The 20524-nt window shown below is 73.7% G+C and carries 19 protein-coding genes; 9 read left to right on the forward strand and 10 right to left on the reverse strand.

Features of this window, described 5'->3' with window-relative positions:
* Nucleotides 1–58 precede the first annotated feature (58 nt).
* From ACIA73_RS33195 to ACIA73_RS33210, 4 genes are read left to right on the forward strand one after another with little or no spacing between them, the layout of a single operon-like run.
* Complete coding sequence (locus ACIA73_RS33195; RefSeq protein ID WP_399442604.1) at nucleotides 59–1261, forward strand: cytochrome P450; 1203 nt, start codon at nucleotides 59–61, stop codon at nucleotides 1259–1261.
* Entirely contained in the window at nucleotides 1258–1908 is a 651-nt protein-coding gene (locus ACIA73_RS33200) for a dTDP-4-dehydrorhamnose 3,5-epimerase family protein (RefSeq protein WP_399442605.1), read from the forward strand. Before ACIA73_RS33195 ends, ACIA73_RS33200 begins: the two co-directional genes overlap by 4 nt.
* Nucleotides 1893–2960 carry an NAD-dependent epimerase/dehydratase family protein gene (locus tag ACIA73_RS33205; RefSeq protein ID WP_399442606.1) on the forward strand — a complete coding sequence of 356 codons (1068 nt, stop codon included), beginning with the start codon at nucleotides 1893–1895 and terminating at the stop codon, nucleotides 2958–2960. The genes ACIA73_RS33200 and ACIA73_RS33205 overlap by 16 nt, the downstream gene beginning before the upstream one ends.
* Before the next feature lie 55 nt (nucleotides 2961–3015).
* Nucleotides 3016–3528 (forward strand): hypothetical protein, encoded by a 513-nt coding sequence (locus tag ACIA73_RS33210; RefSeq protein ID WP_399442607.1) that lies wholly within the window; start codon nucleotides 3016–3018, stop codon nucleotides 3526–3528.
* 149 nt (nucleotides 3529–3677) lie between these two features.
* On the opposite strand, the gene ACIA73_RS33215 is transcribed toward ACIA73_RS33210, so the two are convergent.
* The 6 genes from ACIA73_RS33215 to ACIA73_RS33240 form a co-directional block, all read right to left on the reverse strand.
* Nucleotides 3678–4280 (reverse strand): dTDP-4-dehydrorhamnose 3,5-epimerase family protein, encoded by a 603-nt coding sequence (locus ACIA73_RS33215; RefSeq protein WP_399442608.1) that lies wholly within the window; start codon nucleotides 4278–4280, stop codon nucleotides 3678–3680.
* A 2-nt stretch (nucleotides 4281–4282) separates the two neighbouring features.
* On the reverse strand, nucleotides 4283–5632 hold the full coding sequence (locus tag ACIA73_RS33220) for a cytochrome P450 (protein ID WP_399442609.1): 1350 nt from the start codon (nucleotides 5630–5632) through the stop codon (nucleotides 4283–4285).
* A gap of 305 nt (nucleotides 5633–5937) precedes the next feature.
* Nucleotides 5938–6480, reverse strand: coding sequence for a nuclear transport factor 2 family protein (locus ACIA73_RS33225; protein WP_399442611.1), 543 nt, complete (start codon nucleotides 6478–6480; stop codon nucleotides 5938–5940).
* Entirely contained in the window at nucleotides 6477–7766 is a 1290-nt protein-coding gene (locus ACIA73_RS33230; protein WP_399442612.1) for a cytochrome P450, read from the reverse strand. The genes ACIA73_RS33225 and ACIA73_RS33230 overlap by 4 nt, the downstream gene beginning before the upstream one ends.
* Nucleotides 7763–9061 (reverse strand): NAD(P)/FAD-dependent oxidoreductase, encoded by a 1299-nt coding sequence (locus ACIA73_RS33235; protein WP_399442613.1) that lies wholly within the window; start codon nucleotides 9059–9061, stop codon nucleotides 7763–7765. Before ACIA73_RS33235 ends, ACIA73_RS33230 begins: the two co-directional genes overlap by 4 nt.
* Entirely contained in the window at nucleotides 9061–9384 is a 324-nt protein-coding gene (locus ACIA73_RS33240; RefSeq protein ID WP_399442614.1) for a 2Fe-2S iron-sulfur cluster-binding protein, read from the reverse strand. The genes ACIA73_RS33235 and ACIA73_RS33240 overlap by 1 nt, the downstream gene beginning before the upstream one ends.
* 188 nt (nucleotides 9385–9572) lie before the next feature.
* Here ACIA73_RS33240 and ACIA73_RS33245 point away from each other — a divergent pair, with 188 nt between their 5' ends.
* On the forward strand, nucleotides 9573–11069 hold the full coding sequence (locus tag ACIA73_RS33245; protein ID WP_399442615.1) for an MFS transporter: 1497 nt from the start codon (nucleotides 9573–9575) through the stop codon (nucleotides 11067–11069).
* A 20-nt stretch (nucleotides 11070–11089) separates the two neighbouring features.
* Nucleotides 11090–12550, forward strand: a complete 1461-nt coding sequence (locus tag ACIA73_RS33250; protein ID WP_399442617.1) for an alpha/beta fold hydrolase — start codon at nucleotides 11090–11092, stop codon at nucleotides 12548–12550.
* A gap of 73 nt (nucleotides 12551–12623) precedes the next feature.
* On the opposite strand, the gene ACIA73_RS33255 is transcribed toward ACIA73_RS33250, so the two are convergent.
* From ACIA73_RS33255 to ACIA73_RS33270, 4 genes are all read right to left on the reverse strand, one after another.
* The gene (locus ACIA73_RS33255) at nucleotides 12624–14894 is read right to left on the reverse strand and encodes an ATP-binding cassette domain-containing protein (protein WP_399442618.1); all 2271 of its coding nucleotides are present in this window, start codon (nucleotides 14892–14894) and stop codon (nucleotides 12624–12626) included.
* Nucleotides 14895–14999: 105 nt separating this feature from the next.
* Entirely contained in the window at nucleotides 15000–16160 is a 1161-nt protein-coding gene (locus tag ACIA73_RS33260; protein ID WP_399442619.1) for an epoxide hydrolase family protein, read from the reverse strand.
* Nucleotides 16157–17371 carry an acyl-CoA dehydrogenase family protein gene (locus ACIA73_RS33265; RefSeq protein WP_399442620.1) on the reverse strand — a complete coding sequence of 405 codons (1215 nt, stop codon included), beginning with the start codon at nucleotides 17369–17371 and terminating at the stop codon, nucleotides 16157–16159. The genes ACIA73_RS33260 and ACIA73_RS33265 overlap by 4 nt, the downstream gene beginning before the upstream one ends.
* Complete coding sequence (locus ACIA73_RS33270; protein ID WP_399442621.1) at nucleotides 17371–17865, reverse strand: SRPBCC domain-containing protein; 495 nt, start codon at nucleotides 17863–17865, stop codon at nucleotides 17371–17373. The genes ACIA73_RS33265 and ACIA73_RS33270 overlap by 1 nt, the downstream gene beginning before the upstream one ends.
* 259 nt (nucleotides 17866–18124) lie before the next feature.
* Between ACIA73_RS33270 and ACIA73_RS33275 the strand changes: the two genes are divergently transcribed.
* The 3 genes from ACIA73_RS33275 to ACIA73_RS33285 are packed head-to-tail and all read left to right on the forward strand — an operon-like array spanning nucleotide 18125 to nucleotide 20522.
* Nucleotides 18125–18925, forward strand: a complete 801-nt coding sequence (locus ACIA73_RS33275; protein ID WP_399442622.1) for an SDR family NAD(P)-dependent oxidoreductase — start codon at nucleotides 18125–18127, stop codon at nucleotides 18923–18925.
* Nucleotides 18925–19575 carry a flavin reductase family protein gene (locus ACIA73_RS33280; protein WP_399442623.1) on the forward strand — a complete coding sequence of 217 codons (651 nt, stop codon included), beginning with the start codon at nucleotides 18925–18927 and terminating at the stop codon, nucleotides 19573–19575. The genes ACIA73_RS33275 and ACIA73_RS33280 overlap by 1 nt, the downstream gene beginning before the upstream one ends.
* Nucleotides 19572–20522 carry an MBL fold metallo-hydrolase gene (locus ACIA73_RS33285; protein ID WP_399442624.1) on the forward strand — a complete coding sequence of 317 codons (951 nt, stop codon included), beginning with the start codon at nucleotides 19572–19574 and terminating at the stop codon, nucleotides 20520–20522. Before ACIA73_RS33280 ends, ACIA73_RS33285 begins: the two co-directional genes overlap by 4 nt.
* Nucleotides 20523–20524 lie beyond the last annotated feature (2 nt).

A 20524-nucleotide genomic window follows, 5' to 3' on the forward strand; every position in this document is an offset into this window, starting at 1 on the left:
CGCGTGTACCCCGCGCCGCCCGAGCAAGGTTTGAGTGCCGCCGCCTAGCGTGCGCCGCATGGAATCCACACGACTCGTCGCCGATCTCACCGGGGCCGTCCCGGACTTCGCCTCCGACCCCTACCGGCTCTTCGGTGAGCTGCGGGAGAACGGCCCGGTGCACCGGGCGAAGGTGCTCGACGGCCGTGAGTGCTGGCTGATCACCGGGTACGAGGTGGCCAAGGCCGCGTTCACCGACCCCCGGCTCAGCAACGACCCCCAGTTCCTGAAGGCCTGGGACGGGCTCGGGCGCAACGTCATCGGGCGCACCCTGATGATGACCGACCCCCCGGACCACACCCGGCTGCGCAAGCTCGTCGCCCGGGAATTCACCCATCGCCGGGTGCAGTCCATGCGTCCGCGCGTCCAGCAGCTCACCGACGAACTGCTCGACACGATGCTGAAGGGCGAACGGGCCGACCTGGTGGACGCGTTCGCCTTTCCGCTGCCGCTCTCGGTGATCTGCGAACTCCTCGGCGTCCCCGATGCCGACCGCGCGGACTTCCGGCTGTGGTCGGCGGACCTGTCCGCCCCGGCCACAATGGCGGCGGGCGCCGCCGCCGAGGCGGCCATGACCGGCTACCTCTCCGACCTCATCGGCCGCAAGCGGCTGCTGGGCGGCGAGGATCTGCTCAGCGCCCTGGTGCGCACCACCGACGAGGACGGCGACACCCTGTCGCACGACGAACTCCTCGGTATGGCCTTCCTGTTGCTGGTGGGCGGCCACGAGTCGACCGCGCACATGATCGCCAGCGGCACCCTCGCGCTGCTCCGCCACCCCGCCGAACTGGCCGCGCTGCGCGCCGACTTCTCGCTGCTGGACAGCGCGATCGAGGAGGTGCTGCGGTTCGACGGGCCGGTGGAGATCGCCGCCCTGCGCTACACCACCGAGCCGGTCATCCTGGCCGGTACGGAGATACCCGCCGGCGAGGTGGTGCTGATCGGGCTCTCCCCCGCCGCCCGCGACCACCGGCAGTTCCCCGAGCCGGACCGGTTCGACATCAGGCGCGGGCTGCGCGAGACGCGGGCCCACTTCGCCTTCGGGCACGGGGTGCACTTCTGCCTGGGCGCGCCGCTGGCCCGTATGGAGGGGTCGGTCGCCCTGCGCACCCTGCTGGAGCGCTGCCCCCGCCTCGCGCTGGACACCCCGGAGTCCGCGCTGGAATGGAACCCGCCGACGTTCTTCATGCGCGGCCTCAAGCAGCTCCCGGTGACCTGGTGAGCGCGCCGGGAACGGCTGTCCGCAGGCCGGCGGAGGCGCCGGACACCTTCCGCGCACTGCGGGTGGCCGGGGCGTACGCCTTCACGCCGAAGGTGCACCGCGACGACCGGGGCGCGTTCGTCTCGCCGCTCCAGGAGGGCGCGTTCACCGCGGCGACCGGCCATCCGCCGTTCCCGGTGGCGCAGGTCTCCACCAGCGTCTCGCGGCGCGGGGTGCTGCGCGGCATCCACTACTGCGCGGCGCCCCCGGGGCTCGCCCAGTACGTGTACTGCCCGCGAGGGCGGGCGCTGGACCTGGTCGTCGACGTACGGGAGGGCTCGCCCACCTTCGGCGCGTGGGACACGGTCCTGCTCGACCAGGAGGACTGCCGGGCGACCTATCTGCCGGTGGGGGTGGGGCACGCGATGCTGGCGCTGGAGGACGGGACGGTCATGTCCTATCTGCTGTCGGACAGCTATCTGCCCCGGGCCGAGCGCTATCTCGATCCGCTGGACCCCGCGCTGGGGCTGCCGCTCCCCGTCGACGTACCGCTGCTCGTGTCCGACCGGGACCGTACGGCGCCGTCCCTCGCCGACGCCCGGGCGCGGGGCCTGCTGCCCTCGTACGCGGCCTGCCAGGAGCGGGAGGCGTCGTGGCGGACCGGCTGAGGGCGAAGGCGCCGCTGGTGGTGGTGCTCGGCGGGGGCGGCTTCCTCGGCTCGGCCGTGGTGCGGGAGCTGGCCGGGCGCGCGGTGCGGGTGCGGGTGGTCTCGCGGACCCCGACGCCGCTGCCGCACGGGGGCCCGGCGGAGGTCACCGGGTGGCTCGCCGACCTCACGGAGCCGGGTGAGACGGCCCGCGCGGTGCGGGGCGCGGACGCGGTCCTGCACCTGGCGGCCAGGTTCGCGGGGGCCGCGTCGGCGGCGGGCGGCGGCGGTTCGGCGAACTGGCGGGTGGCCGCCGGGGACGAGGCCGCCGAGGCGGTGAACGTGGGCGTCATGCGCGACGTGGTGCGGGCCCTGGAGGGGCGTACCGGGCCGGGACCCCTGCCCGTGGTGCTGTTCACCGGCTCGACCAGTCAGGCGGGCGTCACCGCGCGGGTACGGATCGACGGCTCGGAGCCGGACGATCCGGTCGGGGTGTACGCCCGTCAGAAGCTCGCCGCGGAACGGCTGCTGACCGACGCTTCGGCGCGCGGCGTGCTGCGCGGCGCCGGGCTGCGGCTGACGACCGTCTTCGGGCACGGCCCGCACTCCACGGTCGCCGACCGGGGCGTGGTGAGCGCCATGGCACGCCGGGCGCTCGCCGGGCAGCCGCTGTCGCTGTGGCACGACGGGACGGTACTGCGCGATCTGCTGTACGTGGACGACGCGGCCCGCGCCGTGGTGGCGGCGCTGGGCCGCCCGGCGGAACTGGCGGGCCGGCACTGGCTGGTGGGCACCGGCCGGGGCGTACCGCTGGGCGAGGTCTTCCGCGACCTCTCCGGGGCGGTGGCCCGGCGGACCGGGGCGCCCGCCGTGCCGGTGGTGCCGGTGGCACCGCCGCACCAGTCGGAGGCGACCGACTTCCGCAGCGTCGAAGTGGACTCGACGGCGTTCCGCGCGGTCACCGGCTGGGCGCCCCGGGTGGGGCTGCGAGAGGCCCTCGAACGGACGGTGGCGGCACTGGCGGGACCCGTGCGGCGGGCCCCGGCGGACCAGCCGCTCTCGACCTCGCCTTGAGGCCCTCCGTAGAGCATCACTGCCCGTAGGTACTCATCCGGAACGGGGAGACGAGATGTTCTCACACCGCAGGTCCACCGCCCGCTCGACGGCCACCGCGCTGGCGGCGCTGCTGCTCACGGCGGGCGCCATGAGCACCGCGTCGGCGGCGCCGGCCGACGACACGGCGCGCGGCGGCAAGCACCACCGCGTCGAACTGCCCGTCGGCACCTGGGAGACGTACATAGACTTCGGCGGCGGCGCGATCATCCACGTCACCGAGGCGTACACCCGCCGGGGCGAGCTCTGCCACCGGGCCAGCACCACGGGCTACGGCAAGGGCACCTGGCGGCCCACCGGGCCCAACACCTTCCGCTACCAGGTCGTCGAGAAGTTCACCGACGCGGCGGGCAACTACGCGGGCCGCGCGGAGATGAGCGGCACCGCGGTGCAGAGCGGCGGGGTCTTCCGCACCGACCACACATCGAGCGTGTACGACGCGGCGGGCAACTTCCTGAACTCCGATCGCGGCGAACTGGTCTACACCCGCACCGGAAAGCAGAACCCGGAGTGCCTCGCCACCCCCTGAGCGGGGTGCGCGAAGGCCCACAGCAGGCCGTACGGCGCGGCCCGGGGGGGGGCAGCGCCGTACGGTTCTTGATCCGCAACGAGCACAAGGTCCTCCTCGCAGCTCTCGGCGAGGAGGACCTTGTGGTCGTTTCCGGATCGGTTCGCGGCTCAGCGGGCGGCCGGCGCGGCCCCCGTCGGCGCGGTCGCGGCCCAGTCGGCCAGCAGCCCGGCGGCGGCCGCCTCGGCCGCACTGGGCGCCGCGGCGTCCTTGGGCGAGATCAGCGGCGGTTCGTCGAACCCCCAGGGCAGGGCCAGTTGGGGGTCGAGCGGGTCGATGTCGATCTGCGTGCCGGGCACGTGGGTGCGGTCCAGCACGTAGCAGACGGTGGCGTCGTCGGTGAGGGTGAGGAATCCGTGCCCGACGCCCTCGGGCACGTACACCGACAGTCCGGTGTCCGGCTCCAGCAGGGTGCTGTCCCACTGCCCCCAGGTGGGCGAGCCGACCCGCAGGTCGACCACCAGGTCGCGCACCGCCCCGCGCACGCAGGTCACGTACTTGACCTGGCCGGGCGGCAGGGTGACGGAGTGGATGCCGCGCAGGGTGTTGCGGCGCGAGACCGAGTAGTTGATCTGGCGGGGTACGAACGGGCGGCCCAGCTCCCGCTCGAACTCATCGGCGCGCAGGGCCTCGTGGAAGCTGCCCCGCTCGTCCCTGATCAGGTCGGGCGTCATCAGGTACGCCCCCGGGACCCGCAGCGGTGCGAAGCGCACGCTCAGCTCCCCCAGGTGACCGGCAGCCGGGTCAGCGTGTGGTTGATCTCGCCGTGGTGCCACGGGAGTTCGTCCTCGTCGATGGCGAGCCGGAGGTCGGGGAAGCGGCGCACCAGGCCCTCCAGGGCGATCTCCATCTCCATCCGGCCCAGCTGCTTGCCCAGGCAGTAGTGGACGCCGTGGCCGAAGGAGATGTGCGGGTTGGGGGTGCGGGCCAGGTCCAGGCGGTCGGCGTCGGGAAAGACGGCCTCGTCCCGGTTGGCGGAGGCCAGCGAGAGCAGTACCGCGTCACCGGCGGGAATGCGCACGCCGCCGATCTCCATGTCCTCGGCGGCCACCCGGGGGAAGCCCGAGGTGTCGGTGGCGAACAGGTTGACGTGGCGCAGGAGTTCCTCGACGGCCAGCGGTATCCGGGAGGGGTCCTCGACCAGCGCCCGCCACTGCTCGGGGTGGTCCACCAGCAGGGCCAGCACCGAGTTGGCGAGCTGGTTGGCGGTGGTGTCGAAGCCCGCGCCGATCAGGGTGAAGCCGAAGGTCACCAGCTCCTCCTCGCTGAGCCTGTCCCCCTCGTCACGGGCCACGATCAGCTCGGAGAGCATGTCGTCGGCGGGCTCGGCCCGCTTGTCCGCGATCAGCCCCACGATGTACTGGCTGAGCATCTGGAGCCCGTGCAGCGATTCCGCGCCGCCCGCCCGGTCGTCGACGGTGGCGAACGCACGCGCCCACTTCTCGAAGGTGCGCAGGTCGGCGGACGGCACCCCCAGGAGCTCGCCGATGACGGTCAGCGGCAGCGGCACGGTGAGGTGCTCCGCCAGGTCGATGGGCCCGCCCTGGGCGGCCATGGCGTCCAGCAGCCCGTCGGCGACCGCCTGCACCTGGGGGCGCATCGCCTCGATCCGGCGGACCGTGAAGGCGCCCGCGACGAGCTTGCGCAGCCTGCCGTGCTCGGCGGCGTCCAGCGAGATGATCATCTCGGGCGTGGTGTGCATCGTTCCGCCCACCTTGGGCGCGTGCGGCCCGGTGGCTTTGGCCCGGCTGAGCCGGGGGTCGGCGAGGGCCGCGCGCACATCGGCGTACCGGGTCACCAGCCAGGCGTCCACGCCGCCGGCGGTGGGCACCCGTACGACCGGCTGCTCGGCCCGCAGCCGGGCGTAGGCCGGGGCGGGCCCGCGGTAGGAGGAGTCGGGGAAGGGGTAGGAGCCGTGCTCCACGGGGCAGGTGGGGCCCGGGGCCGCGGCCCCCGCCACCGGGCAGGTGGCGTCCGGCGCCTCTGCGCGGGCCCGGACCTGGCCCCCGTCCGGGGCTTCTTCCCGGACCTGGGCTACTTCCTGGATCTTGTGGGGAGCGGACACGTCGACACACCTCCGGATCGGCCGCCGCCGGGCTGCCCGGCACGGTCTCGGTCGGCACACTAGGGACGCCCGGTGGAGGACACCTCGCCCGCACCTCGGGCACCGCCGGGCCCGCGCGGACTCCCGGGCGCGGCGCCGGCCTGTGACGACGGAGCGCGCCGGGCCCACGACGGCAGAGCGCGCGCCGGGCCCACGACGGCGAAGGGCGCCGGGCCCCCACGGCAAAGGGCGCCGGATCCGCCGTTCCCGGCGGTCCCGGCGCCCCTGCGGCCACCGACGGGTGCGGCACTGCCGCACGGTCCCGGTCAGGCCGGGTTGTGCACCTTGTCGGCCCAGTTGGCGGAGTCGTGGGTGATCACCCGGTCCCGGGTGCGCAGTTCACCGTCGCCCGCGTCGCGCACCAGCACGTCGTCGACCACCGTGGTCGGCTCCCAGCTGACCTTGCCCTGTCCGTCGGTCATGCTCACGATCGCCTGGAAGCGCACCTGGAGTGTGCCGTCCGGCTGTGGCTCGATCAGCATCCGGTCGAACCAGTACCGGTAGACGAGCCCGTTGTAGTACGGGATGTTCCGCTCGCGGGCCACCCGTGCCGAGACCTCCTCGGTGCGCGGCGCGGACGCGTCGCCGCGCCGCGCCTTCATCTCGGCCAGCAGCTGGACCTTGCCCTCGAACCGCCAGCCGAACGGGAAGTGCTCCAGGGTGCAGTCGTCGGTGAGGGTCTCCAGGAACTCCTCCAGCCTGCGGCCCTCCAGCAGCGGCATCTGCCGGGCGTAGAACTGCTGTACCTCGATCCACAGTTCCGGGGTGACCCGGGTGGACGTCGCGGCGCTCTGCGCGGTGGTGGTCATCGGGTCTCCTCGGTGGTCGGGGCGCTCTGCGTCGCCGCGGTGCCCGGCTGTGCGTCGGCCTCGTCCCAGGTGACCGGCAGTTCCCACAGCCCGTAGATGACCGCCCCCTCCTTGCGGGGTATCTCCAGGAACGGCTTGGCCAGCCGCAGGCTCGGGATGCGCTGGAACAGCTTGCTCCAGACGATCTCCAGTTCCAGCCGGGCGAGGTCGGCGCCGATGCAGTGGTGCACGCCGTGTCCGAAGCCCAGGTGCTTGCGGCTGCCGCGGGTGATCAGCAACCGGTCCGGCTCGGGGAAGACCTCCGGGTCCCGGTTGCCGGCCAGGCCCAGGCACAGGATGCCGTCGCCCTTGCGGATGGTCGTGCCGCCGATCTCGATGTCCTCCAGCGCCACCCGGGGCACCGCGGTGTCGCCGATGGTCGCTATCCGTACCAGCTCCTCGACCGCGGAGCCGATCAGCGACGGGTCGGCGAGCAGCAGCGCCAGCTGGTCGGGGTTCTCCAGCAGGCAGGCGGTCCCCAGCGATATCTGGCTGGCGGTGGTCTCGTGGCCGCCGTTCATCAGCAGCCGCACCATGTTGAAGAGGTCGCGGTCCGTGTACTCCTCGCCGGACGCCTCGTAGTCGGCCATCGCCCGGCTGAGCAGGTCGTCGCCCGGCTCGCGCTTCTTGAGCCGGATCAGCTCGGCGACGTACGCGTTGACCTCGACGATCGCCGCCTGCCGTTCCTCGGGCGAGCTGTGCCCGCCCAGCAGTGCGGTGCCGTGCTTGATGAAGAAGTCGTGCTGGTCCTGCGGGATGCCCAGGAGTTCGCAGATCACGGTCATCGGCACCGACAGGGCGAAGGCCCGGTGGAAGTCGACCGGCGGGGGCATGGTGAGCAGCTTCTCCAGGTGCTCGTCCACGATCTGCTCGATGCGCGGGCGCAGCCGCTTGACCTGGCGGCTGGTGAAGGTGAGCGCGGCCTTGCGGCGGGTGGTGGTGTGCTCCTTGCCGTCGTAGCCGATGAACGAGGTCTCGGTGCGGTACTCGGGCGGGGCGACGAAGTAGAACGGGAAGTTGTCGTGCTTGCGGGAGGCGCTGACCCGGGGATCGGTGAGCAGTTCGCGGATGGTCCGGTAGTTCGTGATCGTCCAGATCCGCAGGCCCGACCCGTCCAGGGTCACTTGGGACACGTCCTGCTCGACCATCCGCGCGTACTCCGGAGGCGGTGTGAAGGGGCACTTCCTGGCGTACGGGAAGGTCTTCTCACCTTCCTCGGCGACCGCTCCGGCATTGCTCGTGCTCATGCTGAAATCCCTTCGGTACGAGGTGTCCTGTCCCGCGCGCGTGCGGTGCGCGCCGAGTGCTCCTTGAGGTCGAAGCCGGGCCGGGCGGCGTCCTGCGGGTCGAGTCCGCCGCCGCCCTCGGCCAGCAGCTTCCGGGCGATCATGTGGTCGGCCGGGCGGTTCACCGACTCCGCCGCGAGCAGCCGTCCGGCCGCGAAGGACAGGACGCTGAAGCGGCCCGCGTCCGGGTCGCCGATCAGAACGGTGCGGTCGTGGCCGTCCGCCGTACCCGCGATCTGAAGCCGGAGGCCGTGCTGCTCGGTCCAGAACCACGGCACGGCCCGGTACGCCTCGCGGGAGCCGAGCACGGCCGCGGCGACGTGCCTGGCGTGCCCGGCGGCGTTCTGCACCGATTCCAGCCGGAGCGTGGCGCCGAGCCCGGCGCCGGGGAAGCGGGCGCAGTCCCCGACCGCGTGGACGGCGGGGTCGGCGGTGCGCAGCGAGCCGTCCACCAGGACGCCGTCGGCGACGGGCAGTGCGGCCTGGGCGGCGAGCCGGGTGCGGGGCACCGCCCCGACGGCGACGACGACCAGGTCGGTGTCCAGCCGCTCGCCACCGTCCAGTTCGGCGGCGCACACCCGTCCGTCCCGGTCGCCGTGGAGTGCGCTCAGCCGGCGGGCGGTCAGCACCCGTACTCCGTTGTCCCGGTGGAGCTGTGCCAGCTGCCGGGACACCCGGTGCCCCACCGCGCGCGGCAGCAGTCGCGGCGCGCTCTCCAGCACGGTGACGTCCACTCCCCGGGCGCACGCGCTGGAGGCGATCTCCAGCCCGAGGAAGCCGCCGCCGACGACGAGCAGCCGACGGGCGCCGCCGAGGGCCGTGCGCAGCGCGTCCGCGTCGGCGAGGGTGCGCAGCACGCGTACCTGGCCGAGGCCCGCACCGGGCACGGGAAGCGTGCGGGCGGCGGCGCCGGTGGCGAGCACCAGCCGGTCGTAGGGCAGTTGGCGCCCGGAGTCCAGCCGCACCAGGCGCCGGGGCCTGTCCAGGGACCTGGCCGGATCGCCGGTCAGCAGCGCGATGTCCTGGCCGGGGTAGAAGGAGGCGGGCCGCAGCTCGTAGCCTTCGGGCGGGGCGGCGGCCAGGTGCGTCTTGGACAGCGGGGGCCGCGCATAGGGCGGCGTCCCCTCGTCACCCACCAGGGTGAGCCGCCCGGCGTAGCCCTGGGCGCGAAGCTGGGCGGCAGTGTCCGAGCCCGCCTGCCCGGCGCCCACGACGACCACGTGGCGCACCGGGCCGTCCGGTCGCTGGGTGACCATCAGCTCTGGGCCTCCGGCAGGTGCACGACCAGCCCGTCGATGGCGTCACTCACCGGCAGCTGGCAGCTGAGCCTGCTGGTCTCGCGGCGCGGGCTCGCGGTGCCGTAGAGGACGTCGTCCTCGGACTCGTGCATCTCGGGCAGCGGCAGGGTGTTGGCCTCGTCGACGTAGACGTGGCAGGTGCCGCACTGGGCCGAGCCGCCGCACTGGGCCTCGATCCCTTCGACGTTGTGGGTCTTCGCGCCGCGCATCACCGTGCTGGGCGGACTGACGTCGACGATGGTCTCGGTGCCGTTCGGATGCTTGTACGTGATCTTGGCCATGACGCTCTCCTCGACGACTCTCGACCGGCCCGCACTACGGAACGGGACTGTGGCAACCGCGACTGGGGCCCGGCTGGAGGACGCCTGGACGGCACGCCGCCGCTCCCGCCCCGCGCGGCCCTGCCAACACACCTTCCACGAGGGGGAGTTGAGCGAACATCCACCTGTCGCCGGGAGCCTCCCGGCGCATGACCTCATCGACACTCCGGGCCGCCGCGGCCCCCTCGGGGCCCTCCGTCAGGCTCTCGCTGGTACTGCTCGCCTGCTGCCTGGGCCAGTTCATGAACGTGCTGGACGCCTCGGTGGTGAACGTGGCGCTGCCGTCCATCGCCGCCGACCTGGGATTCGAGCGCCATCAGCTCCAGTGGGTGAACAACGCGTACACGATCACCGTGTGCGGCTTCCTGCTGCTCGGCGGGCGGCTGGCCGACGTGCTCGGGCAGCGCCGGGTGTTCCTCGCCGGGGTCGCCCTGTTCACGCTGGCCAGCGCGGTCGGCGGGGCGGCAGGGAGCCCCGTGACCCTGGTGCTCGCCCGCGCCTTCCAGGGGCTCGGCGCGGCGGTGATGGCGCCCGCGACCCTGACGGTGCTCGGCACCGCGTTCACCGAGGCCGGGCCGCGGGCGCGGGCGTTCGGTCTGTGGAGCGCCGTGTCCGGTGCCGCGGGAGCGGTCGGCGTGCTGGCCGGCGGGATCATCACCGAGTCGCTGTCCTGGCGGTGGATCCTGCTGGTCAACGTTCCGGTCGGGCTGTTCCTGCTCGCACTGGTGCGGGCCGCTGTGCCGCACTCCCCGGGGGTCCGTGCCCCGCTCGACGTACGTGGCGCGTTCACCGTCACGGCGGGACTGCTGGCACTGGCCTACGGAGTGGCCACCGCGGCGGAGCACGGCTGGAACTCGGCCCGGGTGCTCGGTCCGGTGGGAGCGGGCGTGCTGCTGCTGGCGCTGTTCGGCCGCCTGCAGATCACGACGGCCCGTGCCGGGAAGCAGCCGCTGGTTCCGCCGGAGATCTTCCGCGTCCGTACGGTGGCCGCCGCGAACCTGGTCGCGTTCTTCGGCATCGCGGCGCTCTTCAGCACCTTCTACTTCTTCACCCTCAGTCTCCAGCAGCTGCTGGGCTACAGCCCGTTGCAGACCGGGCTCGCCTATCTGCCGCTGTCCGCGGGGCTCGCCCTGGGCGGCTGGGGCATCTCCTCGGTCGTGCCCCGCGTCGGCGCCAGGCCCGTACTGCTCACCGGGCTGTCGCTCTCCTGCGCCGGGCTGCTGTGGCTGGCCCGGCTGAACACGGAGTCGACGTACCTGGCGGACGTGCTGGGCCCGTGCCTGCTGCTCGGATTCGGGATGGGGACCGTACTCAACGCCACGACGTCCACCGCCACCTCCGGAATCCCCCCGCACCAGGCGGGTCTGGCCTCCGGGCTGTTGAACACCACCCGTCAGCTGGGCAGCGCGCTGGGTCTGGTGACCCTGGCGACGCTCGCCTCCGCCCGGGTGGAGGCGGCGCTCGGCGACGGTCCCGCCTCGGGGCCCCGGCTGCGTACGGCGCTCACCGAGGGCTACGGACTGGCGCTGACCGGGGCCGCCCTGTTCAGCGCGGCGGGCGTGCTGGCCGCGCTGACGGTACCGGCGCGGGTCCGGGGCGCGCGGTCCAGGGACGCTCAAGGGCCTCGGGAGAACCTGACCGCCTGACGCGACGACGGAGGTTCCAGGTGGACACCACACCGACCGGCGGCCCGGCGCCCGAGGCGCTGCGCCCCTTCCATACCCAGCCGCTCCGCTGGGAGGCGCGGGAAGAGCCCGGTGGCGGGGAGCACGCGACGCTGGAGGTGCCGCGCGACTACACCGCCCCGGACGGGCCCCGGCTCACCGTCGCGGTGGCCAGGTACCGGGCCACCGGTACCGCCGGCCGCCGGGGCGTACTGCTGTGCCTGAACGGCGGCCCCGGCGGCGACTGGGGGCTCGGCCGCTCGCTGGCCGGCAAGCTGGCCGCCACCCCGCTCGGCGAGGTCTACGACGTGGTCGGCTTCGACCCGCGCGGCGTCGGCGACTCCACCCGGCTGTTCGCGGAGGTCGCCGCCCCCGCCGCCGCCTTCGACTCCCGCCCCCCGGACGAGGACTTCGCGCTGATCTCCGAGGACATGCGGCGGCGCGAGGAGGGCTGCGCCCGGGGCGGCGGCGACCTGCGGCCGTACATCAGCACCGCGAACACCGCCCGGGACATGGACGTGATCCGCGCGGTGCTCGGCGAGGAGCGGATCAGTTACGTCGGGTACGCCTACGGCACGTACGCGGGCGCCGTCTACGCGACCCTCTTCCCCGGCCGCCTGGACCGCAGCGTGCTGGACTCGTGCGTGCACCCCGGGTGGGGCTGGTACGAGCAGTTCCTGTCGCAGGGCGACGCGATCCGGCGCAACGTGGACCAGTGGGCCGCCTGGGCGGGCGCCCGCGACACCCGGTTCGGTCTTGGCCGTTCGGCGGCCGAGGTACTGGAGTCGGTGGAGGAGGCCGTGGCCGCCCTGGAGGCGCTGGCGGACGGGGTGGCGCTGCGCACCCTGCTCGACGGGGCCATGGGTTACCGCACCGCGGACCGCGGCCAGTGGGAGAACCTCGCCCGCATCGTGGCGGGCGTGCGCACGGTGCGCGGCGCGGCGGGGCAGGACACGGCCCGCGAACTCCTCGCCGACCAAAGGCTGTGGCGGCCCTCCGACAACGAGGGCGAGCTGCGCAGCGGGGTGCTGGACGCGATCACCGTGGAGAGCGACTGGCCGTCGGACCTGGAGACGTACTACGCGGCGATGCGGGACTTCCGCAAGCGATTCCCGTACGGGTACGGGGTGTTGCGCGCCCAGCCGTGGGTCGGGACCTTCCGCGGCTTCACCCCGCCGGAGCCGCCCGTCCGGATCACCGGCGGCACCTGCCCGCCGGGTCTGGTGGTCCAGTCGGACGGCGACATCATGGACCACTGGGACGGAGGTGCGGCCATGGCCCGACGGCTCGGGCACCGGCTGGTGACGGTGGCGGACTCCGGCGAGCACGAGATCTACGTCCTGGGCGGCAACGCGGGGGTGGACGACACGGTGCACCGGTACCTGCTCCACGGCGAACTCCCGGACTCCGACGTCGTACTGCCGGGCGGCACCCCGCGGCCCGACATCCCGGCGGACGGCTGAGCGGGCCGGGGCGGGCCCCCTGGCGCACGCCCGCTCCCGCCCCGGGTGCTCACCCGGGGCGGGAGCTCGTCCGCTATCCGCGGGCCCGTGCCTCCCGGTACATCCGCAGGTGCTGCCCGGTCAGGGAGTGCGCGCAGTCGAGGAGTTCACGGGGCGTGCCGGTGAAGACGACCTCGCCGCCGTCCCGGCCGCCGTCCGGGCCCATGTCCACGACCCAGTCGGCCTGCTGGACCACCTCCAGGTTGTGCTCGACCACCAGCACCGTGTTGCCCCGGTCCACCAGCGCGTGCAGCAGCCCCATCAGGGTGTCCACGTCGGACATGTGCAGTCCGGTGGTCGGCTCGTCGAGCACGTACACACTGCCCGTCTCGCGCATGCGTGCCGCCAGCCGCAAGCGCTGGCGCTCGCCACCCGACAGGGTGCTGAGCGAGCGTCCGAGGCCCAGGTAGGGGAGGCCCACCTCGACGAGCGCGGCGGCCTTGTCGCGCAGCGCCGGCTCGGTGAAGAACCCGGCGGCCTCCTCGGCGGACATCTCCAGCACGTCGGCGATGGACCGCCCCCGCAACCGGTGGACCAGCACCTCGTCCTTGAACCGGCGCCCCTCGCAGGTGGCGCAGCTCGTGGTGATGGGGTCCAGGTAGGCGATCTCGGTGAGCAGCACGCCCCGGCCCTGGCACTCCTCGCAGGCTCCGGCCGAGTTGAAGCTGAACAGCCCGGCGGAGACACCGTTGGCCTTCGCGAACAGCTTGCGGACCGGGTCCATCAGTCCGAGGTGGGTGGCGGGGGTGGCCCGCGAGGAGGCGGCGATCGGCGACTGGTCGACGTACACGGCGCCCGGGTGGGCGGGCAGGAAGACCTGGGAGACCAGGGTGCTCTTGCCGGAGCCCGCGACGCCGGTCACGACGGTCAGCACTCCGGTGGGGAACACCACCGAGACGTTCTTGAGGTTGTGCAGCGAGGCGCCCTCGACGGTCAGCTTCCCGGTCGCCTCACGGGTGCGTTCGGGCAGTGCGGTGGCCTGGCGCAGCCCTTGGGCGGTCGGGGTGCCGGCCAGGGCGAGTTCTGCTCTGGAGCCCTCGAAGACGATCTCGCCGCCGTGCTGGCCGGCACCGGGGCCCATGTCGACGATGTGGTCGGCGATGTCGATGACGTCCGGGTCGTGCTCGACGACCAGCACGGTGTTGCCCTTGTCCCGCAACTCCCGCAGCAGGCCGGCCAGCCGGCCCACGTCGCGCGGGTGCAGCCCGGTGCTCGGTTCGTCGAAGAGGTACGTCAGGCCGGTGAGGGTGCTGCCGAGGTGCTTGACCATCTTCAGCCGCTGGCCCTCGCCGCCGGAGAGCGTGGCGGTGGGCCGGTCCAGGCTGAGGTAGCCGAGGCCGATGCCGACGATCCGTTCCAGGGCGGCGCGCGCGTTCGCGGCCAGTTCGGCGGAGCCCGGGTCGGCGAACTCCCCCAGCAGCGGCACCAGGTCGCTGATCTGCATCCGGGACCAGTCGGCGATGCTGCGGCCGTCGATCAGGGTGCTCAGCGCCCGCGCGTTCAGCCGGGCACCCGCGCAGGCCGGGCACTCGCCGTCGGTGAGGAACCGCTGCACCGCCTCCCGGGAGCGCTCGCTCAGCCCGCTCAGGTCCCGCTTCAGGTTGAGCCGGCCGAACCGGTCGGCGAGGCCCTCGTAGCTGACCTGCCAGGCGCTGTTGGCGCTGGCCACGTCCACCTTGGGGCCGCCGCTGCCGTGCAGCAGGGTGTGCCACTCGTCGGGGCCGTAGTCCGCGAGCCGTTTGGCGGGGTCGAGCCGTCCGCTGCGGGCGTAGACCTGCCACTCCGCGTTGCCCACGTTGTGCGAGGGCAGCAGGATGGCGCCCTCGTCGAGGGAGCGGGAGGGATCCACCAGGCGTTCGGTGTCCACCCGCACGGTGCGGCCGAGCCCGTCGCACTCGGGGCACATGCCCTGCGGGTCGTTGAAGGAGTACGCTCCGGGCCCCGCATCGCCGTGCCGGGCGAACAGCTGCCGCAGCAGGGTGTGGACGTCGGTCATCGTCCCCACGGTGGACCGGGCGTTGCCGCCGGGCGGTTTCTGGTCGACGACCACGGGTGTGGTCAGGTTCTCGACCGCGTCGGCGTGCGGGCGTTCGTACTTCGGCAGGGTGCGGCGCACGGACCAGCTGAAGGTGCTGTTGAGCTGGCGCTGTGCCTCGACGGCCACCGTGCCGAAGACCAGGGACGACTTGCCCGATCCGGAGACTCCGGTGAACACGGTGATCTGGTTCTTGGGGATGCGCAGCGAGACGTTCTTGAGATTGTGCTCGCGCGCGCCGCTGATCGTGATGCTGTGATGGTCGGCCATTGCGCCAGCCTGCCCGCCGCCCCTCGTACCCGGGTCGAGCGGGCAGAGCGGGGAGGCGGGCAGAGCGGGGCAGCGGGCGGGGCGGAACAGCGGGCGGGCGTCAGCTCACGAGGCACGCAACTCCCGGAAGAAGGTGCGCAGTTCCTCCACCAGCACACCGGGCTGCTCCAGCGCGGGGAAGTGCCCGCCCCACTCGTGCTCGGTCCACCGGCGCAGATCCGTGAACCGGCCCTCGATCCAGGGGCGCGGCATCCGGCCGTCCTTGGGGAAGACGGACACCGCGGTGGGCACCGCGACCTGGCCGAGCGCCAGCTTGTTCTGGCTCTCCCAGTAGATGCGGGCCGACGAAGCGGCGGTGGCGGCGAACCAGCCGACGCTGACGGCGTCCAGGACCTGGTCGTCGGTGATGCCCCGGCCGGCCTCCCCGTGGTCGCTCCAGGCCCGGTACTTCTCCGCCATCCAGGCCAGCTGCCCGGTTGGTGAGTCGGTGAGCCCGTAGCCGAGGGTCTGCGGCCGGGTGGTCTGCAGCACCGAGTAGCCGCCCTCCTGCTGCTGGAACTCCTTCATCGCGGCCAGCCCCGCGTAGTCCCGTGCGGAGAGTTCCGGCTGCTCCTCGGGCGGCCGGGCGAACGGCATGGTCAGGTGGATGCCCAGCAGTTCGCCGCGGTCCTGCTCGCCCATCACCGCCGTGACGAAGGACCCCCAGTCGACGCCGTGCGCCGCGTAGCGCGCGTATCCCAGTCTGCTCATCAGGGTGCGCCACGCGGCAGCCGTGCGCTCCGCGGTCCAGCCCGGCCCGGCCGGCCTGTCGCTGAACCCGAAGCCGGGCAGCGAGGGGCAGACCACGTGGAAGGCGTCCGCCGGGTCGGCCGGGTCGGTCAGCGGACCCACCAGGTCCAGGAACTCCACCACCGAGCCCGGCCACCCGTGGCTGAGCAGCAGCGGCGTCGCGTCCGGGTGCGGGGAGCGGACGTGCAGGAAGTGCACCCCGAGGCCGTCGATCTCGGTGCGGTACTGGGGCAGGGCGTTCAGCCGGGCCTCGGTGGCCCGCCAGTCGTAGCCCTCGCGCCAGTACGCGCACAGCTCCTTGACCCGTGCCAGCGGAATGCCCTGCGACCAGTCGTCGACGGTCTCGGCCTCCGGCCAGCGGGTGCGGCCCAGCCGCTCGTGCAGGTCCACGAGGTCCGCCTCGGGCACCGCCACCCGGAACGGGGTGACGACCGGCTCGCCGGCCTGGCGCGGACGCGCGGGCGCGGGGGCGCTCATCGGGGACCACCGCCGCGGGGCGGGCCGTCCGGGGACGCCGACTGCGGGGCGGGTCCGAGCAGTACCTCGGCCAGGTGGCCCGCGGCCGACGTCTCGAACTGGAGGACGACGTGGCTGGTGGCGGAGACCACGTCGCGCCAGAAGCGCTGCGCCGGGTGGTCCGCCGCGAGGGCGCTGGTGCCGCCGAGGCGGACGAGCTGCCCCACCGCGTCGGCGGAAAGCTCGGCCGCGGTGACCGCGTTGCGCTCGATGTGCGCGAGGGTCTCGGGGTCCAGCCGCCCGGCATCGACGGTCCTGGCGTTCTCCCGCACCAGCAGCCGGGCCGCCTCCAGCAGACCGGAGGCGCGGGCCAGGCGCACCTCGGCGGTCGGGGTGCGGCGTCTGCCGACGGTGGTCGCCGCGACCGCGTCCAGCGCGCCGAGGGCCGCGCCGACCACGGGTGCCACGAAGGTGATCCCGGCGACAGCCTGGAACGGCACCCGGTGCGAGGCCGCTGTGGCGTGCGGGTTGTCCCCGCTCAGCAGCGCTCCACGACCGAAGGACAGGCTCTCGGGCACGAAGGCGTCCGCCACCTCCACGGTGTGGCTGCCGGTCGCCCGCATCCCCACGTTGTCCCAGGTCTCGCGGACGGCGCAGGCCGCGCGCGGCAGGGCGAAGAACCGCAGCGCGGGCGGACCTCCGGCACTCTTCCCCGGCGTCTGCCCCTGCGCCGGGGCCTTCCCCTGCTCAGGAGCCTTCGTCTGCTCAGGGGCCTTCCCCTGCTCAGGCGCCTGCACCGCGCACAGCAGCACCCAGTCCGCGAAGCCGACGCCGCTGACGTACCCCCAGCTGCCCGTCAGCCGCCAGCCGCCGTCGGTGCGCACCGCGCGCCCCGAAGGAACCAGGCCGGTGGCGATCAGCACGTCGGGGCCCTCGGCGAAGACGGTGCGCTGTCCCTCGGACGGCAGGTGGCAGGCGAGCCGTACCGAGTAGGCGGCCAGCGAGGCGCTCCACGCCGTGGCGGCGCACGAGCGGCCCACGAGGAGCACCGCCCGGGTCAGGTCCTCGAACGAGCCCTGGTCGCCGCCCCGTTCCTGGTCCAGGAAGTGGCGGGCGAATCCGGCGGCGCGCACGGCGTCGACGACCTCGTCGGCGAGCCGCCCCGAGCGGTCCGCCTCCGCGGCGAGCCGCCCGGCGGTCTCGGCGGCCTTCCGTGCCTCGTCGGGCCCCATCAGCCGGCCTGTTCCGCGACGGACCGGGCCACCGCTTTCTCGAACAGCTCCAGCGTCTCCCCGGGGCTCGGCCCGTCCAGCGCCTTGAAGATCCGCTCCGCGCCGTCGCCGTGCCGGTGCAGCTGTACGTGGGCGAGCTCGACCAGGGTCCGGCCCTCGCCCGCGTCGCGGAAGTCCACCTCGATGACACTGGCCCGCTCGTCGTCCGGCACCGGACGCCACTGGGCGTCGATGCGCCAGGTCATGGCGAGGCGGCGGCCCGGCTCCCACTCCAGGATGCGGCCCCAGGTCTCCTCGTGGCCCGCCACGTCCCACTCGTAGTAGCGGCCGCCGAGGCCCTCCTCGAAGGCGAGCCCGGCACGCTCCTCGCGCACCAGGACGTGGGTGGCCGGCCACCAGGCGGCGGGCTGCTGGGTGAACACCCGGAAGCAGTGCTCGGGCGTGGCCGCCACGGTCACCGACTTCCGCACATCGGGAATCGTCAACTCGGGCACGGGCCCTCCTCGTTCGGTGCGGTCTCCTCGTGCAGGGGCCCCCACGCTGGCCGCCCCCGCTCGCCGCCCGCTCGACACCGGCTAGGGCCCGCCCCGCGGCCGGCCCCCGGCGGCCGGGCACGTCCTAGCCGCTGTCGAGCCGCCCGCAAGGCCGCCGCCGCACGGTCTCGTACACGGCCGGACACCGCCCGGCCACCGGACACCGCCCGGCCGCCGGGCGCCTCCGGAACACCACCGCCGGGACCAAGGGGAGAGCACGATGACAGCGACAGACACCCAGAACCCGCGCCGGGTCGCCTTCGTCACCGGCGCCACCAGTGGCATCGGCCTGGCCGTGACGGAGCTGCTGGCCCGGCAGGGCGCGGCCGTCTTCGGCGTGGCCCGCAGCGGCGACGCGGTTCGCACCCTGGTCAAGCGGCTGCGCGACGAGGAGGGGCTGGAGGTGTCGGGGACCTCGTGCGACGTGTCCTCGACCGAGGACGTCCGCGCCGCCGTGGCCGAGGCGGTCGCCGCGTACGGGCGCATCGAGGTCCTGGTGAACAACGCGGGCCGGGGCGGCGGCGGCAAGACCTCCGAGATCGCCGACGACCTGTGGCTCGACGTGATCAACACCAACCTCAACGGCACCTTCTACGTCACCCGCGAGGTCCTCTCCACCGGCCTGATGCAGGAAGGCGGTTGGGGCCGCATCATCAACATCGCCTCCACCGGCGGCAAGCAGGGCGTCGAGCTGGCGGCCCCCTACTCGGCGTCCAAGCACGGCGTCATCGGGTTCACCAAGGCGGTCGGCAAGGAGCTGGCGAAGTCCGGCATCACGGTCAACGCCGTCTGCCCGGGCTATGTGGAGACCCCGATGGCCCAGCGGGTCCGCCAGGGCTACGCGGGCCACTACGGCGTGGAGGAGTCGGTGATCCAGGAGCGCTTCAACGCCAAGATCCCGCTCGGCCGTTACTCCACCCCCGAGGAGGTCGCCGGCATGGTCGGCTATCTCGCCTCCGACGTGGCCGCCTCCATCACCGCGCAGGCGCTCAACGTCTGCGGCGGCCTGGGCAACTACTGATGCCGGGCCCCACCGCCCGCGCCGCGACCGCCCGCGCGAGGGCTTCCAAGGAGACCGCCGCCCGCAGAGCCGCCGCCCGCCACGCCTCCGCCCCCCAGCCCGCCCCCACGCCCACCGCCGCCGCCTTCCGCGCCGCCATGGGCGCATTCCCCACCGGGGTCACCCTGCTCACCACCGGGCGCGGCGAGTCGACGGCCGTCATCACCCTCAACAGCCTGACCGCCGTCTCCCTGGACCCGCTGCTGCTGCTGGTCTCCGTCAAGTCGGACGGCCGGATGCTGCCGCAGGTGACCCGCGACGGTGGCTTCGCGGTGAACATCCTCACCGCCGAACAGCGTTCCTGGGCAACCCACTTCGCCCGCCCCGACCGCACCAGCGGCCCGGCCGCGGTACAGCGGCTCGGCGCGGTCACCGGCCCCGGCGGCCGCACGGTCGTACCCCGGGCCGCCGTACGCATCGAGTGCGATCTGTACGACGCACACCCGACGGGCGACCACACCCTGCTGGTCGGCCGGGTCACGGCCCTCTCCACGCACCCACCGGGCACCGAGCCTCCCGCCCCGCCCCTCGTCTTCCACCAGGGCCGGTACGCCGACCTCGCCCCCGCACCCGACGCCGCCCCCGCCCTGCCCGCAAAGGACGCCGCATGACCACCGCCCCCACCGCGCCCCCGCTCACCGCCGCCGACACCGCCCCCGTCCCCGCATCCCTCACGCCGCTGGCCGACGGCGTCCACGCCTACGTCCAGCCGGACGGCGGCTGGTGCCTCAACAACGCGGGCCTGGTCGTCGGGCAGGACCGCACCGTCCTCATCGACACGGCGGCCACCGAGTTCCGCGCCCGCGCCCTGCGCCAAGCCGTGCACACCGTCGCCCCCGGCGGCCCCGACTACGTCGTGAACACCCACTTCCACGGCGACCACGTCTTCGGCAACTCCCTCTTCACCCCCCGCGCCACCGTCCTCTCCCACGAGGGAACCCGCGCGGACACCGCCGAGGCCGGCCCCGGCCTGCGCCACCTGTGGCCCGACGTCCAGTGGGGCGACACCCGGGAGGAACTGGCCTCCGTCACCTTCCGCGACCGCCTCACCCTGCACACCGGCGGCCCCCGGGTGGAACTCCTCCACGTGGGCCCCGCGCACACCGCCAACGACGTGATCGCCTGGGTGCCGGACGCGTCCGTCCTGTTCACCGGCGACGTGGTGTGGTCGGGGGTCACCCCCTTCGTACTGATGGGCTCGATCAGCGGTTCGCTGCTCGCCCTGGACCGGATGCGCAACCTCGGCCCCCGTACGGTCGTGCCCGGCCACGGCCCGGTCGGCGGCAAGGAACTCCTCGACTCCACCGAGGCGTACCTCCGCTTCCTCCAGAAGCTCGCGGACCGGGGCATCCGCGACCACCTCACCCCGCTCGAAGCCGCCCGCAAGGCCGAACTCGGGCCGTACGCGGACTGGTTGGACCCCGAGCGTCTGGTCGGCAACCTGCACCGCGCCTACGCGGAGGCGCAGGGCGGGGCGCCGGGCGCCCGCCTGGACGTCGCGGGCCCCTTCGGCGAAATGTGCGCCTTCCACGGAGGCCTGCCCACCTGCCGCGCCTGAAC

Origin of the sequence: Streptomyces sp. NPDC051561 (genome assembly GCF_044454195.1) — a bacterium.
Taxonomy (GTDB): domain Bacteria; phylum Actinomycetota; class Actinomycetes; order Streptomycetales; family Streptomycetaceae; genus Streptomyces.